9 protein-coding genes and 4 pseudogenes are annotated in these 13907 nt (G+C 68.0%); 6 read left to right on the forward strand and 7 right to left on the reverse strand.

From position 1 onward, the window contains the following. Positions 1-49: 49 nt before the first annotated feature. Positions 50-1147 (reverse strand): sensor histidine kinase, encoded by a 1098-nt coding sequence (locus tag G9272_RS43140; RefSeq protein ID WP_171401633.1) that lies wholly within the window; start codon positions 1145-1147, stop codon positions 50-52. Positions 1148-1157: 10 nt separating this feature from the next. After that, entirely contained in the window at positions 1158-1853 is a 696-nt protein-coding gene (locus G9272_RS43145) for a response regulator transcription factor (protein ID WP_171401634.1), read from the reverse strand. Between the two features lie 87 nt (positions 1854-1940). On the opposite strand from G9272_RS43145, the gene G9272_RS43150 reads away from it, so the two are divergent. Further along, the gene (locus G9272_RS43150; RefSeq protein WP_171401635.1) at positions 1941-3074 is read left to right on the forward strand and encodes an endonuclease/exonuclease/phosphatase family protein; all 1134 of its coding nucleotides are present in this window, start codon (positions 1941-1943) and stop codon (positions 3072-3074) included. 84 nt (positions 3075-3158) lie between these two features. On the opposite strand, the gene G9272_RS43155 is transcribed toward G9272_RS43150, so the two are convergent. After that, positions 3159-3998, reverse strand: coding sequence for an endonuclease/exonuclease/phosphatase family protein (locus tag G9272_RS43155; protein ID WP_171402423.1), 840 nt, complete (start codon positions 3996-3998; stop codon positions 3159-3161). A gap of 775 nt (positions 3999-4773) precedes the next feature. Between G9272_RS43155 and arr the strand changes: the two genes are divergently transcribed. Beyond that, the gene (arr, locus tag G9272_RS43160; RefSeq protein WP_171401636.1) at positions 4774-5184 is read left to right on the forward strand and encodes an NAD(+)--rifampin ADP-ribosyltransferase; all 411 of its coding nucleotides are present in this window, start codon (positions 4774-4776) and stop codon (positions 5182-5184) included. Between the two features lie 160 nt (positions 5185-5344). Here the strand turns inward: arr and G9272_RS43165 are convergent. Then, positions 5345-5929 (reverse strand): annotated as a pseudogene (locus G9272_RS43165) (transposase); the annotation flags it as partial. Positions 5930-6665: 736 nt separating this feature from the next. Here G9272_RS43165 and G9272_RS43170 point away from each other — a divergent pair. Further along, positions 6666-7994: a hypothetical protein gene (locus tag G9272_RS43170; protein ID WP_171401637.1), complete on the forward strand. Its 1329-nt coding sequence runs from the start codon at positions 6666-6668 to the stop codon at positions 7992-7994. A 253-nt stretch (positions 7995-8247) separates the two neighbouring features. Here the strand turns inward: G9272_RS43170 and G9272_RS43175 are convergent. Continuing rightward, positions 8248-8536 (reverse strand): annotated as a pseudogene (locus G9272_RS43175) (transposase family protein); the annotation flags it as partial. Positions 8537-8775: 239 nt separating this feature from the next. On the opposite strand from G9272_RS43175, the pseudogene G9272_RS43180 reads away from it, so the two are divergent. Next, a pseudogene (locus tag G9272_RS43180) lies at positions 8776-9690 on the forward strand (ISAs1 family transposase); the annotation flags it as partial. Between the two features lie 191 nt (positions 9691-9881). On the opposite strand, the pseudogene G9272_RS43185 reads toward G9272_RS43180, so the two are convergent. Beyond that, positions 9882-9968: pseudogene (locus G9272_RS43185) on the reverse strand (IS5/IS1182 family transposase); the annotation flags it as partial. Between the two features lie 111 nt (positions 9969-10079). On the opposite strand from G9272_RS43185, the gene G9272_RS43190 reads away from it, so the two are divergent. Both G9272_RS43190 and asnB read left to right on the forward strand, forming a co-directional pair. Then, positions 10080-11006 carry a recombinase family protein gene (locus G9272_RS43190; RefSeq protein ID WP_171401639.1) on the forward strand — a complete coding sequence of 309 codons (927 nt, stop codon included), beginning with the start codon at positions 10080-10082 and terminating at the stop codon, positions 11004-11006. 207 nt (positions 11007-11213) lie between these two features. Continuing rightward, complete coding sequence (gene asnB, locus G9272_RS43195; protein WP_171401640.1) at positions 11214-13052, forward strand: asparagine synthase (glutamine-hydrolyzing); 1839 nt, start codon at positions 11214-11216, stop codon at positions 13050-13052. Here the strand turns inward: asnB and G9272_RS43200 are convergent. After that, entirely contained in the window at positions 13028-13801 is a 774-nt protein-coding gene (locus G9272_RS43200) for a methyltransferase (RefSeq protein WP_253268118.1), read from the reverse strand. The genes asnB and G9272_RS43200 overlap by 25 nt on opposite strands. Positions 13802-13907 lie beyond the last annotated feature (106 nt).

The following is a 13907-nucleotide window of genomic DNA, read 5'->3' on the forward strand; positions in this document are numbered from 1 at the left end:
AGGTCCGACCTGCTCACAAGAGTGGCGGCGCGTCGATTTCCCTGATGCATCACCTGTCGGGGTGCGGGGCTGTCGCGGGTAGTTCCACGGTGATGCGGATCCCGCCGGCAGAGCGCGGGGTGAGGGTGAGCGTTCCGTCGTGTGCGTGGGTGATGGTCTTGACGATTGCCAGGCCGAGGCCGACGCCTGCGCAGTCGGCGTGTATGCGCTCGGTGCCGCGCTGGAATGGTTCGGTGAGTGTCGAGGCCAGCTCTGGAGTGAGCTTCTCGCCGGTGTTCTCGACAGTGAGCACCACAGCTTGGGGGCGGACGCTGGAATCGACCCACACGGTGCCCTGTTCAGGCAGGTTGTGGACGATCGCGTTGTGCACGAGGTTCGTGGTCAGCTGTAGCAGGAGCGCTTGCGATCCGGTCGTGGGGGTGATGTCGCCGGAGGTCTCGATGGTGACGCCGCGTTTCTCCGCGAGGGGGAGGAGCGTCTCGGTGGCCTCTTCTACGAGCAGGGACAGGTCGACAGGTTCCCGGGTGAAGGACCTCTGGTTGGCGTGGCTGAGCAGGAGCAGTGCTTCAGTGAGGTTGATCGCTCGGGTGTTGACGACGTGGAGGCGGTCGATGACCTCGCCTGCGTCATGGTGGGGATCGGTGCGGGCCACGTCGAGAAGCGCCTTGGAGATCGCCAGCGGGGTGCGCAACTCGTGAGAGGCGTTGGCTGCGAATCTCTGCTGTTCGGCGACGTGGGCTTCGAGCCGTTCGAGCATCGTGTCGAAGGCGTCGGCGAGTTCGCGGAACTCGTCTCTGCGCCCCGGTAGCCGGATTCGGTGGGAGAGCGATCCGCTCGTGGCCATGCGTGTGGCGCCCGTGATGCTGATCAGCGGGGCGAGCATCCGGCCGGCGAGGAACCACCCTCCCACGAGGCCGAACACCAGCAGGAATGCCAACACTGCGGCTGCCCGCGGAGCGAAAACGTGCAGGAGGTTGGACCGGACGGGGAAAACACCATGAGTGGGGGTGCCGGTGGAGCCGGGGACGATGAGCGCACGGTCGGGGACGTAACGCAGGAGGAACAGCCACACCGCCGCGAGCAGCAGGGCGCCGGCAAGCATCAGGAATCCGGTGTAGCTGAGGGCGAGTTTGAGGCGAACGCTCAACCCAGGTGCCCTATCCACGCTCGCCTCCCTCGTGTCCGGCCTCTGGTTGCGTGTCGATGCGGTAGCCGACGCCTGGCACGGTGGCGATGATCCAGGGTTCGCCGAGGCGCTTGCGCAGTGCCGAGACGGTGATGCGCACGGCGTTGGTGAACGGGTCGGCGTTCTCATCCCACGCGCGTTCCAGGAGTTCCTCGGCGCTGACCACACCGCCTTCGGCAGCGACGAGGACTTCGAGTACGGCGAACTGCTTCCTGGTCAGCGCCACGTAGCGGCCGTGCCGGTAGACCTCTCTGCGAAACGGGTCCAGCCGAAGACCCGCGATCTCCCGCACGGGCGGCCTGTGGTGGCTACGTCTGCGGTCGAGCGCTCTGATCCTGAGCGCGAGTTCTCGGAGTTCGAAGGGCTTCGTGAGGTAGTCGTCGGCGCCGAGTTCGAACCCGGAGGCCTTGTCGTCGAGACGGTCGGCCGCGGTGAGCATGAGGATCGGCATGCCGCTGCCGGAGGCGACGATGCGTTGGGCGATTTCGTCTCCGGACGGTCCGGGAATGTCTCGGTCGAGGACGGCGATGTCGTAAGTGTTGATGCTCAGCAGTTCCAGAGCTGTGTCGCCGTGACCTGCGATGTCGGCCGCGATCGCTTCCAGGCGTAGGCCATCGCGGATGGCTTCTGCCAGATACGGTTCGTCCTCGACGATCAACACGCGCATGCCGCTGATGCTACGAGCCGACGCATATCGTCGGCGTATCGAAAACCACATACATGCCGGCAACACCGCGCTGCCTTGACTGGCGGCATGGCTCAGATCCCATCATCGGCACGAAGAACGACCCGCCGGTTTCAGCAGGTGGACACGGTGGAGACCGGGCAGGGCGGCGACGGTCGCCGGGACACCGGCCCAGGTACCCGCCGCGCGGACATCCGCCGGGCGATCCGCCGGGCGATCCGTGTCGGCTCCCGGCTGGGGCCCTGGAAGCGCGGCCTGGTGCTCGCGGCACTGGCGCTGCTGCTGGGCCTGGTCATGCTGCTGCACGCGAAGATCCCGAACCGGGTCGGCAACCTCGGCAGTCTGGCGGAGACGATCCTGCCGTGGTTCGGCTTGTGCATCCCGGTGCTGCTGGCCGGGGCGCTGTGGCGCCGCTCCGCCTCCGCGGTGGTCGCGCTGCTGCTGCCGGTCCTGGTGTGGCTGAACCTCTTCGGCGAGCTGCTCAGTGACAAGTCCAACCCGGGCAGCGACCTCACCGTGGCCAGCCACAACGTCGGCGCCGACAACCCCGACCCGACCGGCACCGCCCACGCCCTGGCCGCCTCCGGTGCGGACGTGCTGGCCTTGGAGGAGATCACCCCGCAGGCGAAGGTGCTGTACGAGAAGGAACTGGCGAACGCGTACCCGTACCACACGGTGCAGGGCACGGTGGGGCTGTGGAGCAGGCTGCCGCTGTCGGACACCCAGCCGGTCGACATCGAGATGGACTACGGGCCGCTGGCGGACACCAAGCCCGTCGCCGTCAGGATGGCCTACACCCGGGCGCTGCGCACCACGGTGGCCACGGACCAGGGTCCGCTGGCGGTATATGTGGCCCACCTGGGGTCCGCACGGGTGAATCCCAGGGCGGGCTTCTGGACAGTCTCGCGGGACAGAGGCGCGCACGCGCTCGGCAAGGCCATCGCCGCGGAGCGGAATGAGCGGGTGGTGCTGCTCGGCGACCTGAACGGCACCATGGACGACCGCGCGTTCGCCGACATCACCTCGCAGCTGCGCTCGGCCCAGGAGGCGGCCGGGAAAGGCTTCGGCTTCAGCTGGCCGGCGAAGTTCCCGGTGGTGCGGATCGACCAGATCCTGGTCCGGGGCGTGCAGCCGAAGAGCTCGTGGTCGCTGCCGGCCACGGGCAGTGACCACCTCCCGGTGGCGGCCGGAATCAGCTGGTGAACACCGCACAAGGGCCGGCGCTCCACCTGCTGTGGATGGCACTTGGCTCTCGGGATCACCAGTCGAACGGGCCAGGAAGTCCGGTCAGGTTGTGTCCAGGTCGGTTTGCAGCAGGTGGTGGTCCGAGTACGGGGTCGGATGCACACGGTGCTCGAGCGGGACGACACCTCGCAGGAAGATGTAGTCGAACTTGCTCTGCCAGTCGGTGGTCGGCTTGCAGTTGCCGGTGAGCGAGGGACGGCACTGGGGGTCCGTATCCGCGGCCAGTGCCCATATCCGGGTGAGTTCGGGTGCGTCCGGCACGGCGTTGAAGTCGCCGAGAACGATCGCGCGCTCGTGCCGGGCGACGGCTGCGGCGAGTACGCCGGTCTGGTCCGCTCGGACTGCCTCTTGACGTCGTTCGGCAAGGTGCGTGTTGAAGACCCGCAAGCGCTGGCCGCCCACAAGCGTGGTGACTGCCATGTACCCACGGTCCTCGGATCCGCCGTCGGGGTACTCCACGTTGACGACGTCTGTCATCGGTGCCGCCGAGAGAACCGCCTGGCCGTAGGCTCCCGGACTCCACGGCGTCCCCCCGCAGCGGCCCCAATTCCGAAGAACCGTCCCGTACTCGACGTGGTAGACCAGCCCGTGGAGGTCCTCCAGATGGTCCCGGATGCTTTCGACGTCCCGCACGCACGCTTCTTGCAGGCCGATGACCTGGGGCGCATACGTGGCAATCTCCGCAGCCCGGTCGACGTTGCTCTCCTCGCAGGGATTGCAGATGTTCCACGTCATGACCCGGTTCGGCACGACGTCCCGGACGGCTTCGTCGGGCAGTGATCTGGCGGAGGGGTCACCGCCTGGTGCGCTGTGGCCTACCAGCACCACGCAGGCAACGATCAAGGCACCCGTGAGCAAACGCATACCCCTACCGAGCACCATCGCCTCCGCGAAGTGGATATCCATGGCATCTGACGTCTCCGTGCACGAGGTTATGCGACGGGGTTGTCAACAACACATACGGTGGCCCGGATGGCCTCCTGCGCGACGCGAGACGGAGGGGGCTGCGCGGCCGTGGAGTCGAGGCGGGCTCCGCAGAACAGGCGGGTCGCGGTGAGCCCTGTTTCCCGGTGGCGGACTTGAGCCGGATGCCCTCCGGGCTGGGGCTGGATGCTCTCGACGAAAGATGTGGCCGAAATATCGGGACCGGCGTGGCGGCTTCGTGTCGGGGGAGCTCTTTTCGCTGCATGACGCCCCCTGGTGCGACTTTCCCGCCGTGACCGTGACAGGCGACCCGGTCGCCACCCATTTCGAAAACGGCGTGGCACTTCTGCGCTACGAGGTCGAGAAATAGGCGGAATGCCCCGAGCCTTCGAAGAATGGGACGCCGGTGATGCAGTTCGTTCGGGCATCGGCCGACGTCCGCTCTTCCGCTACCGGCCCATCCCCGCGTCGATGGCGAGGAGTCGAGGAACACGTTGAGCTGACCCTCGTAGTTCGGCCTTGGGACTGGTGAGGTCGCACCTCGAGGTGTCGCGTACGGCCCGATGAGATCGCTCCTGCCATCACTGTGTGTGGTCGCCGGAGCCCCGCTCCAAGGTTGTCCCGTAACTACTGGTCAGGGGTAGATGATCTTGCTGTGGCTGGTGTGATGACGGCGTCCGGGCCGTCCTGAACTGCTCGCCGTCACGACAGCTTGGTTTGATAACCTGTAGCGATGAGCGAGGCGTTGGACGAGGGTCCGTTCTTTCACGGAACAAAGGCCGAGCTGCGGGTCGGAGATCACCTCACCGCCGGTTTCCGTTCCAACTACCGGCCCGAAATCGTGATGAACCACATCTACTTCACCGCGTTGCGTGACGGCGCGGGACTCGCCGCCGAACTCGCTGCCGGCGACGGGGTCCCGCGCGTGTATGCCGTCGAACCGACCGGGGAGTTCGAGAACGATCCCAACGTCACCGACAAGAAGTTCCCCGGCAATCCCACCCGCTCCTTTCGCAGCAGGGAACCGCTCCGGATCGTTGGTGAGGTCACCGACTGGACGCGACAGACACCCGAAGCTCTCCAGATGTGGCGAGACCGGCTGGCCGCAATCCGTCTGGATGACCGCGCTGAAATCATCAACTAACCTCGATCTTTCGTGATTGGCCGTCAGCTCCTGTTGGCGGCCGATCTGTGTTCGGCGGTGTGTTTCGGGTGTGACGGCGGTCCGACTGTCGCGTCGGGTGGGCGCCGGGTTCCACGGCTCCGGTGGGGCGGTGCTACTCGTAGGGATGGGAACGTGCTTGTCAGCCCGGGTCCGGAAGGGTTGCGAGTCGCTGGATCGCCTCCGTGATCACATCGGTCCAGGGCCAGTGGCGGGCGAACCTGAGGTGTCGGCGGCGGGCTGTGGTGACGAGCTGGGCGGCGGCGGAGAGCAAGCGGAGTCGCAGGCGGTGGGGCTCCCAAAGCCGGGCCGTGCCGGTCAGGGCGAGCATCGGCATCCAGGCCAGCAGGTCCAGGGCGATCTGGACGATCTCCAACCAGATCTGATTCTGCGCGCTGTCGTACAGGGGCAGGTTGCGCAGGCCGGTTGAGCGGGCGGCGCGGATGCGGTCCTCGGCGCGGGCCCGCTGGCGGTGCCGCAGCTCCAGCTGGGCGATCTTCTGACCGGTGGTGTTGGTGGCGAAGCAGGTCAAACGCAGCCCGTCGGCGTCGGTGAAGCGCAACTGGGCGCCGGGGTGGGGGCGTTCCTTGCGGACGATCAGCCGCATCCCCTTGGGCCAGCCCTTCAGACAGTCGCTGCCGGCGTCGAGTTCGGCGACCCAGGCGCCGTCGCGGACCTCGCCGTCCGGCTCGACGGCCGGTGTCCACGCGGATTGTGCCGCATCGAGCTCTGCTATCTCGTCCCACACCTGCCGGGATGGTCCCTACGGATCCGGAGATCGAGGTTCGAATCCTTGCTGCTACCTGCTACCTGCTACCTGCTACCTGCTACCTGCTACCTGCTACCTGCTCCTTGCTCCCTGCACCCGCGGGGATGGTCCCCAGGGCACCACCTATCCATGGGGCAAGCTGCATTGCTTCCCGCGCCCGCGGGGATGGTCCCGACCACATTGCCAAGGCGATGACGCGCGGGTCTTCGGTTCGGGATCCGCTGTACCTGAAGGGTGTTGGGTTCGCTCAGTGGGCTGGTGGGGTGTGCGGGGGGTGTGAGCTGGGGTTGTGGGGTTCGCTCGGTGGGTGGGTTTGGGGCGGGTGTGGTCGGGATTCGTGAGGGGTGGCAGGTATCCAGGGGGAGGGGCCACCGGGTGGGAGGGGTTGGGAGTGTGGTGTTGAGGCTGGTGCGGTTGGTGTCCGATGACGGTGACGGCGGTGCGGGGCGGGTGCGGGGGCGGGGGCGGGTGCTGGCGGGGTGGGGGAGGAGGGGTAGCGCGCCGCGGCCGCCGGCCTCGCGCTGCTCGGCTACCGCCTGGCTGAGGAAAGCACTTGGCCTCCCGCCCACGTACCTCCGGCGTAGCCTGCTCGGGAGCACGGACCGTGACGATGCGCCTGGTTCGGCTCCGCTGGGCTCAAGGAGACTGCTCGTCTGCGGGATCGGTGTCAGCGGTCCCTGCGAGCATACGGATCATGAAACGATCCGACGATCTCTTGGCAGGGCTGGACGACATCGACTGGGCAGCCCTAGGGCACGCCTACGGCAGCGCCGAGGACGTGCCCGGCCAGCTCCGGACGGTGTGCGGGCCGGACCAGGAGGCCCGGGAGAACGCCTTCCGCAGCCTGTTCAGCAATATCTTCCACCAGGGCACCCGGTACTCGGCCTCTCCGTACGCCGTGCCGTTCCTCGCCCGAATCGCTGTCGCAGGGCCGACCGGCGCTCGGGCCGACGCGCTGCTGCTGCTGACCCGTCTGGCCATTGATTGGCACGACGAGTACAGCCTCCCGCTCGGCATCGACACCGCCGCGTGGCGCGCCGCAGCCATCAGCCCCGAAGAAAATCTGCGCTGGTACGACGAGCAGATCGCCGCCGAGACCGACGAGGAGCGGCTGAAGAACTTGCGCGAGGGACGGGCGTACTGTGCGGCCGGGCACCCCGTCGATGCCCGCGAGGGCGCACTGCGCTCCTACGACGCGGTCCGCGCCCAGCTTCCCGTCCTGCTCGAACTGCTCGGCGACCGGGACCCGGAGATCCGCACCAAGACCGCGTACCTCCTCGGCTGGTTCCCCGAGGAGGCCGACGCCACCCTGCTCCCGTTGCTGGCCTGCCTCGACGGCGAGCGGGACCCAGGCTGCATCGCCACGGTCCTCGTCGCGGTCGGACTACTCGCCGACCACGACCCGGACGGCCGGGTCCGGCACCACCTCAACCACGAGCACCCCTTGCCGCGCTGGGCCTCCGCCACCGCCCTGACCCGCTTGCTGGTCGCGCACCCGGCTGCCGCGCCCGGCCTGCCGCCGGCGGAGCGCATCGCCGCCGAGCTGGCGGCCTTCGGCGCCGGGCCGGCCCCCGAGTCCGCCACCGCCCACCATGCAGGAGACCTGCACAGCTACACCGTCCGAAGCCTGCTGCACCTGATGGGCGCCACCGAGGACCCGGACGGGGTCCTCCTGGAAATCGTCCGCGCCCTGCCCCATCTCGAGAAGACCGGAGTCGTGCCCCGCCCGTTGGCAGCCCGCGCCGAGAACCTGCTGGAAGCCCTGTTCGAACCCACGGACACCACAACGGTGTTCACCGAGCTCTCCCCAGGACGCCAAAAGCTGCTGAAGGTCCTGGCCGAGCTGCTGACCGCCGAGGACTTCCAGCCCGTGCCGTTCGGCTCAGACCTCCACGAGCAGTTCACCCAGTACGGACTCCCCGGCACCTGCCCCGCCCTCCGCGCCTACGTCGGACTGTCCACCGCAGGCGAGGACCCCAGCGCTCCCCTACCCGACCCCTGGGAACCATTCCGCAACCACTGATCCCACCGTCCCTCACCGAGCGCTGGCCGCTGGCCGAGATCGGGTGACAGGAACCGAGCACCGGTCAAACTCACCTGACAAACGGTCAAGATCCCCTGTCAGAGGACACCTTTCCCTACTTCTTGCGAAGGTGCTCAGGTGTCAGGCCAGCCGTTGGGCAAGCCGTGGCGACTGTCCGCCGAGATCCCCTACGACGGCACCTCGGTGACCACCGGCCCGGCGATCGCGAGTCCGTGAGCTATTTACATCATGATCAGGTGGCGAGTTCGAGGGCGACGACGGCTCTGATGACGGCACTGATTGATCCGGGTGGTGCTGCAGCGGAGCTTCCGCAGGAGCCACCAGGATTTGAGGGTGGCCATGGCGCGTTCGCCAAGGCTGCGGATCTTGGCGTGATCGCGGTTGTGGCGCCGCTGCCAGCCGCACAGAGTCTTGCCGTGGAACGGGACGCGGACAGCAAGACCTGCGCCCTGATACGCCTTGTCCGCCCAGCACTTGATGTCGTCGGCGGCGAGTGCGGCGGGAATGCCGTGGGTCCGGGCCCAGGGCTTCGGCGTAGTCACTTGACGTCCGGTTCGTGACGATCCGTCGGCTCGGCGGATCCGGGGAATGCGACAGGAACGGCTTCCAAGATCATGGAGTTCTCGACGCCCCGTGATCCGACTGGAAGACCGTGCCTGCCGACGCATCATCGCCGATCCCGCCTGCCTTTGACCAACTCCGCGAGCATCCCGAGGCCGTACCCGAGGAGATCCCGGACCTGCTGGCGCGACTGGCCCAAGTGCCCGACCCGCGAGATCCGCGCGGCGTACGGCACGCACTGGTCGTCGTACTCGCGCTGACCGCGTGCGCGGTTCTGGCCGGAGCGACCTCTCTGCTGGCGGTCGGTGAGTGGATCGCAGATGCCCCGCCGTCCGTCCTGGAACGCCTCGGCATACGGCCAGATCCACTGTGCCCGAAGCGGTTCCTGCCTGAGGAAACGACAGTCCGACGGCTGCTGGCCCGCATCGACGGCGACGCGCTGGACCGGGCGGTCGGACGCTGGCTCGCCGACAGCCGCCCGAAGGCGACCGGGCTGCGCGGCCTCGCCGTGGGCGGAAAGAGCCTGCGCGGCGCGGCCAGAGCGAACGGCCGCAAGATCCACCTGCTCGCCGCGCTGGAGCACGCCACCTGCCTGGTCCTGGCCCAGCTGGACGTCGGCGAGAAGACCAACGAGATCACCTGCTTCCAGCCGCTGCTGGACACCGTCGCCGACCTGGCTTCAGCCGTGGTCACCAGCGACGCGATGCACACCCGGCGCGAGCACGCCGACCACCTCCTCGGCCGGGGCGCCCACTACATCGTGATCGTCAAGGGCAACCAGAAGAAGCTGCGCAAGCAGCTCAAGTCCCTTCCCTGGAAGGACATCCCGCTTCAGGGCCGCACCCGGGGCACCGGCCACGGCCGCTCGGAGATCCGCCGGATCAAGGCCGCCACCGTCAACAGCCTCCTCTTCCCCGGAGCCCGCCAGGCCGTCCAGATCAAGCGCCGGCGCACCGACCACAAGACCCGCAAGACCACCGTCAAGACGGTCTACGCCGTCACCAGTCTGACCGCCGAACAGGCCACCGCGGCCCAGCTCGCCGAACTCGTCCGCGACCACTGGAAGATCGAGACCCTGCACCACGTCCGCGACACCACCTTCGCCGAGGACGCCTCACAGCTGCGGACCGGCAACGCGCCCCGAGCGATGGCCACCTGGCGCAACCTCGCCATCGGAGCCCTCCGCACAGCAGGGGTGAAGAACATCCCAGCCGGCCTCCGCCGCAACGCCCGCGACCCTCGCTGCCCCCTCACACTCCTCGGCCTCGGATGATCACGAACCGGACGTCATGCGACTACGCCGAAGCCCTGGGTCCGGGCCGCGGTCAGATCGTGCACGGCCCCGGGCAGTGCGTCCGATGCCCAGATCAGGCGTCCGGCGGGATCGGCTATCTTGCGATCCGGGGGCTCACGGCGCCGCGAATCCAATCAGATCCGATGGTGATTGCTGACAGGGTTTGATGACAGATAGGGTCCGATCCTCCGTACGGAAGGAGCCCCTCGGTGGCGAACCTGGTCTACAAGCGGGTCTCGACCGACCAGCAGTCCACCGCCCGGCAGAACCTCGTCCTTGACGAAGCCGGGATCGAGGACCCGGTCGTCTTCGAGGAGGACCCGGGCACCTCCAGCCGCCTCCACCCCCTCCAGCGCCCGAAGTTCCGCGAACTGCTCACGTACGCGCGGCCGGGCGACACCGTGCACATCTCCGAGATGTTCCGCCTCGTCCGCGGTACCGGCCACATCCTCGACGTGCTCGACGTCCTCCACCGTGACCAGGTGGCACTGCGCATCCACGACGGCGCGTTCTCCGCGATGGACCTCACCGCCCGCCGCCCGCGCACCGGCGAGCTGCTCTCCACCGTGAAGTTCATGGTGCAGACCCTCGCCGCCGCCGGCGAACTCCAGCGCGACCTCCAGCGCGAGCTGACCTACGACGGACTGCGCGCCGCCGAGGCCAAGGGCAGCAAAGGCGGACGCCGCCCCGCCGTGGCGGCAGACAAGACCGACGCCGTACGCACCGCGTACCTGGAAGGCCGCTCCATCGCCGCCCTCGCACGCGACCACGGCGTCAGCCGCGGCGCGATCCGCACGGCCGTCACCGACCTCCTGCCCGACCACACCGCCATCGAAGAGGACGTCCCAGCCCCGGAGCTGCCGGTCACCCTCGACATGCCGGGCAAGGTCGCCGACTTCCTCCGCGCGGCCGACCTGGAGCCCGCCGAGCGCGCCGCGCTCGACCAGGGGGTGACCGTACGGCGCGGTCAGGGGTACACCCTTCGCGTCACGGCTGTGCCAGCGGTCCACCGCCAACTCCTTGCCCGCTGCCAGCCGCTCGACGCCGGCCAGGGCGTCCCCGCGGTCCCGGCCCAGCGCAAGGCCCGCCGCGAGTACGAGAACCGGGTCAGCACACTCGTGCCGCCCGAACCATGATCGTTCTCATCGATAACCGCTGTACCGATTATTCGACGCTCGGGGTAACGGAGAAGGTACTCGGGAGGGTGAGTGTGCCCGCGCTTTGCCTCTGCCGGCTGCGGTCGTGTGGTGCTCTGGTCGTCGGACGGGTCAGCGATGGCAGGGTCGCTGGCCAGCCGCCGGGTCCGGACCGGCCCTGCGGAATGGCACACAGGAGTCACGGGCATGTGCGGAATCAGCGGATGGATCTCCTACGACCGGGACCTTTCCCTGGAGGCCAGGACGCTTGAGGCAATGACGGAGCCGATGGCCTGTCGCGGTCCCGACGCGGCCGGGTCGTGGCTCGCCGGACACGCCGCCTTCGGCCACCGCCGCCTGGCCGTCATCGACATCGCGGGCGGTACGCAGCCCATGACCGTCGAGCGAGACGGCCGCACGGTCCTGGTGACCACCTACAGCGGTGAGGTCTACAACTACCGAGAGCTGCGCGCCGAGCTGGAGGGTCTGGGGCACATCTTCCGCACGAGCAGTGACACCGAGGTGGTGCTCCACGCCTATCTTCAGTGGGGCGATGAGTTCGCGGGCCGCCTCAACGGCATGTACGCGTTCGCCTTGTGGGATCCCCGTGACCAGGAACTCCTCCTGGTGCGCGACCGGATGGGCATTAAGCCCCTGTACTACTACCCGACCCGTGACGGGGTGCTCTTTGCCTCGGAGCCGAAGGCCATTCTGGCCCATCCCGCGGCGCGCGCCTGCGTCGACGCCGAGGGCCTGGCGGAACTGATCGCGTTCACCAAGACACCCGGGCACGCGATCTACAAAGGCATGTACGAGCTGAGGCCCGGCCACACCGCACGGGTCAGCCGAAGTGGTCTGGCGGTCAGGCGCTACTGGGCCCTGGAGGCCCGCGAGCACACCGACGACCTCGACACCACCGTTGCCCGCGTACGCGAGCTCCTGGAAGACATCGTGGCCCGCCAGCTCATCTCGGACGTGCCGCTGTGCTCCCTGCTCTCCGGCGGCCTGGACTCCTCGGCCATCACCGCCCTCGCCGCCCAGCGCAGCAGCGGACCGGTTCGCACCTTTGCGGTCGACTTCAGCGGCCATGCCGAGAACTTCAGCGCCGATGGCCTGCGCTCCACCCCCGACACCCCCTACGCCCATGCCCTGGCCGCGCACGTGCGCTCCGACCACACCGACATCATCTTGAACACGGCCGACCTGACCGACCCCGGACACCGCGGGGCCGTGCTGGCAGCCCACGACCTTCCCACTCGGTTCGGCGACGGCGATACCTCCCTCTACCTGCTGTTCAAAGCGGTCCGCGAACATTCCACGGTCGCGCTCTCAGGCGAGTCCGCGGACGAAGTCTTCGGTGGCTACCGCTGGTTCCACGATCCCAAGAGCGTGAATGCCGACACCTTCCCGTGGATCGCTGCCGGCGTCGCTGGCGGATTCTCCGGCAGCACAAGCACCCGCGAGGCCCTGCTGGACCCAGGGCTGCGCATGAAACTCGACCTGGACGGCTACACGGACGGGCGCTACCGCGATGCCCTGGCCGAAGTCCCGTACCTGGCCGGCGACACGGGCCTGCAGCACCGGATGCGGGAGATCAGTTATCTCCACCTGACCCGCTTCGTGCAGATCCTGCTGGACCGCAAGGACCGGGCCAGCATGGCGACAGGCCTGGAGGTCCGCGTCCCCTTCTGCGACCACCGACTGGTCGAATACGTCTTCAACACCCCCTGGGCCATGAAGACCTTCGACGGCCGGGAGAAGTCCCTCCTACGCGCCGCCACCCGCGACCTACTGCCCCCCGCCATCGTTCAGCGGGCCAAGAGCCCCTACCCCAGCACGCAGGATCCCCACTACGCGCAAGCCCTGCGCGCCGGGCTGAGGGCAGTTCTTCGTGACGGTGATGCGCCGGTGCAGCCCCTGCTGGACGCGGCCGTCGTGGCCCAGGTATCCGCGGCCGACGCGAGCCAGGACATCCGGCCGGGGGCCGAACTCGTCCTGGGTCTGAACGACTGGCTGCGCCGCTACAACGTGGCACTGGAGATCTGACCCCGCGGTACAGCCGTCAGGGAAGTCCCTGTCATGCCGCTTGCGTCTACGCAAGGGGCCAGTGGGGCCAGTTCCAGGAGCTGGAACTCCACTTCGAACGAGCCGGCCTGCCGCTTCGCGCTCACCAACGGCTGGACGCGCAGGCCCAGGCCCTCGGCGATGCGGTGGAGGGCATAGAGATTCCCCAGGCTGTTGAACCCGAGGAGAAGGCGGCCACCGTCCGCGAGCCGTTCGACGCCTTGTCGCAGGAACCGCTCGTGAGTGACGTAGCCGCTGTCGAAGATCGCCAACTCGATCTCGCTTGTGCACTCAAAATCGCCGGGAGCTTCCACGACATTGGAGTTCCAGAAGATGAGGTCGAACCGATCGCCGGGCTCCAGAGCGTCAAAGAGGTCACTGCGGAGGGTGCGGACCCGCTCCGTGACGCCATGCCGAGCGGCGTTCATCCGGGTATTGCGCACGGCAGCCTCGGTGATGTCCACCGCGGTCACCTGTGCGCATCCACGCAGCGCCGCGGTCACCGCGGTCACACCGGTACCGCTGCCAACCTCAAGAAAACGACCCCCCACCGGGTACGGAACCCAACTGGTAAACAACTCGGTGGAAGCGGTGTGCAAGGGCGAGAAGACTCCCGGCAGTAGATCCCAGCGCATGTCCAGGAGATCGAACCCTCCAGGGCGCCCTTCCACCGCTCCGTGGCGGTCAGCGAGCCTCACGCCCACGGCGTACTTCTCCAGTCCGTCCCGCACAACGCAACTCCCTCATCGGGTGAATCCGGCACTCCCAAGAACGATCACTGGAGCGGGCAGCGCCGGGTTGCGTGGATTTTCACTCAGAAGTGACACCGACGACCTT

The sequence above is a fragment of the Streptomyces asoensis genome, assembly GCF_013085465.1.
In the GTDB taxonomy this organism is placed as follows: Bacteria; Actinomycetota; Actinomycetes; order Streptomycetales; family Streptomycetaceae; genus Streptomyces; species Streptomyces cacaoi_A.

Coding starts and splice junctions, on each gene's coding strand:
- G9272_RS43145 (WP_171401634.1), bottom strand. CDS start 1,853: ATGCGCGTGTTGATCGTCGAGGACGAACCGTATCTGGCAGAAGCCATC.
- G9272_RS43150 (WP_171401635.1), top strand. CDS start 1,941: ATGGCTCAGATCCCATCATCGGCACGAAGAACGACCCGCCGGTTTCAG.
- G9272_RS43155 (WP_171402423.1), bottom strand. CDS start 3,998: ATGGTGCTCGGTAGGGGTATGCGTTTGCTCACGGGTGCCTTGATCGTT.
- arr (WP_171401636.1), top strand. CDS start 4,774: ATGAGCGAGGCGTTGGACGAGGGTCCGTTCTTTCACGGAACAAAGGCC.
- G9272_RS43170 (WP_171401637.1), top strand. CDS start 6,666: ATGAAACGATCCGACGATCTCTTGGCAGGGCTGGACGACATCGACTGG.
- asnB (WP_171401640.1), top strand. CDS start 11,214: ATGTGCGGAATCAGCGGATGGATCTCCTACGACCGGGACCTTTCCCTG.